The sequence below is a fragment of the Streptomyces sp. MnatMP-M17 genome (genome assembly GCF_900091995.1).
In the GTDB taxonomy this organism is placed as follows: Bacteria; Actinomycetota; Actinomycetes; order Streptomycetales; family Streptomycetaceae; genus Streptomyces.
Genome location: NZ_FMDK01001256.1, coordinates 1 through 1,985 on the forward strand (window position 1 = coordinate 1; position 1,985 = coordinate 1,985).

Genomic DNA, 1,985 nt, shown 5'->3' on the forward strand with positions numbered 1-1,985 from the left:
CCGGACCCTGCCCCCGGTGCGCGAGCCAGCCGAGCAGCGGCGCGACGGCGGTGGTGGGCAGCAGCCCGCGCCCGCCGCCGGCCGACTCGGGCAGCTCGGGGACGGTGAACCGAGGTACGTCACCGAGTCCCGCGCGCTTCATCAGCGCCCCGTACTGCCGCGCCACTTCGTTGATCATCTGGTGCGGCACCCGATCGAGGACGGTGACCAGCGACGCGTCGTACTCCTTGGCGGTACGCAGAAGATGCCAGGGCACGGCGTCCGCGTACCGGGAGGCGGTGGTGACCATGACCCAGACGTCGGCGGCGCAGATCAACTCCGCGGCCAGCAACCGGTTGTCCACCACGAGCGAGTCGATGTCGGGAGCGTCGAGCAGCGCGAGCCCCCGGGGCAGGGAGGAGGCGGTCTCGATACGCAGCGTGTTCTTCGCCAGGGCCTCCGCGCCCGCTCCTCCGTCCTCCTCCTGCTGTGGCAGCCAGACCCGGGTGAGATGCGGCAGCACCCGCATTCCGGCGAACCAGTGGTGGTCATCGGGATGGCACACGAGTACGGGGGTACGTGTGGTGGGCCGCAACACACCCGCCTCGCTGACCCGCCGTCCCACAAGGGAGTTGACGAGTGTGGACTTTCCGGCACCGGTGGATCCGCCGACGACCGCGAGCAGAGGCGCTTCGGGGTCCCGGAGCCTCGGCAGCAGATAGTCGTCGAGCTGGGCGAGCAGCTCGGCCCGGGTCTGCCGGGCACGCGGCGCACCGGGGAGAGGGAGTGGAAGACGCACGGCAGCGACACAGTCGCGCAGTGCGGAAAGTGCGTCGATCAGCTCGGGCCGTACATCCAAGGTCACCACATGCGAAGAATGCCCAACTTTGGAGCCTTTTTGAAGCGTATAGACATCTCTGCGCGCCGATCAAGCATTGTGGACAGACGGGACGAGTGGGGCGCAGGCATAACGAGTGCACAACACCCGGGGCGCGGGAGGCCAAAAGCGATGCGGGAATCGCACCTGCCTGCGATTATCGGTTCGCTTCACTGAACCTCCACAACGTGCCACGCACGTGAAGCAACCGGGTCAAGGTGATCGGAGCCCTATCCTTGTCCCGGCAAGGTCACGGAACCACCCAACCCCGGGCTCCAGGTCACCGAGGCCACCACCCGGCCCCCGTAGCTCAGTGGATAGAGCAGGTGCCTTCTAAGCACTTGGCCGCAGGTTCGAGTCCTGCCGGGGGCGCTTCTACGCGCGGTGCACGGCCCTCCTCCTGGGAGGGCCTGCGCGGGAGAGTCTTTGCGCAGGTCAGCGCATCGTAGCGGGCGCGGCGTAGGGTCGGCGTCAATGCCGGAGCGACGCCGGTGGGCATCTCCGGCAGGCCGGCGGTCCGGACTGAGCCGACTCCGAACACCTCGGGCCAAGTGCTTTTCCCGAGAACTTCCCGAGGCCGAAGTGTCGAAGTACCGGCCCTGAGGCCGAACTGCCGGCGCGATCTCTTCCGATCCAGTACGGGACCCGGTATGTGATCCATTGCGGGCATGGGGTCGGGTTTGTGATCCAGTACGGGACATATCAGCATTCCGGTCGATGAGGTTCGATTCCCGGATCATCCTTGCCGTCATGACTTTCGTCACCTCCCCTCCGGACATGCCGGACCTTCGCGACTACGCCTTCGACTGGGCCCTGGTGGAGGTGGAAGCCTCCGGGCTGATCGCACGGAGGGACCGGGTGTTGTCGCACGGTCCGTCGCCGCCGGTCTGAATATGGTGGGCTCGGCGAAGGCCCGTCGGGCCCTCGCGGAGGGCGTTCCGGCCATTGACGAACGCGCCTTCCTCGGCTGCTGGACGACGTTCTTCCCGGCACGCCGCACGAGAAGCCGACGGCGGCGGAGCCGGTCGCGGTGGCTGCTCCGGCGGTGGTGCCGGTGCCTGCTCCGGCTACGGCGGTGGTGCGCCCGTACCGCCCGCGCGCGAGCCGGAGGCCGTCGCCGAGCGCAAGC

Annotated in this window: 2 protein-coding genes, 1 tRNA gene and 1 pseudogene; 3 read left to right on the forward strand and 1 reads right to left on the reverse strand. The window is 68.3% G+C overall.

The genetic code is table 11. The features are described from left to right. Positions 1–838, reverse strand: an 838-nt coding sequence (locus GA0115259_RS38355; protein ID WP_176732797.1) for a dynamin family protein, incomplete at its 3' end; no start/stop codon positions are given. A 317-nt stretch (positions 839–1,155) separates the two neighbouring features. Here GA0115259_RS38355 and GA0115259_RS38360 point away from each other — a divergent pair. The 3 genes and pseudogenes from GA0115259_RS38360 to GA0115259_RS41365 all read left to right on the forward strand — a co-directional run. Further along, a tRNA-Arg gene (locus tag GA0115259_RS38360) sits at positions 1,156–1,228 on the forward strand. Positions 1,229–1,606: 378 nt separating this feature from the next. After that, complete coding sequence (locus tag GA0115259_RS41005) at positions 1,607–1,747, forward strand: hypothetical protein (protein ID WP_161230648.1); 141 nt, start codon at positions 1,607–1,609, stop codon at positions 1,745–1,747. Positions 1,748–1,801: 54 nt separating this feature from the next. Then, positions 1,802–1,985 (forward strand): annotated as a pseudogene (locus tag GA0115259_RS41365) (hypothetical protein); the annotation flags it as partial.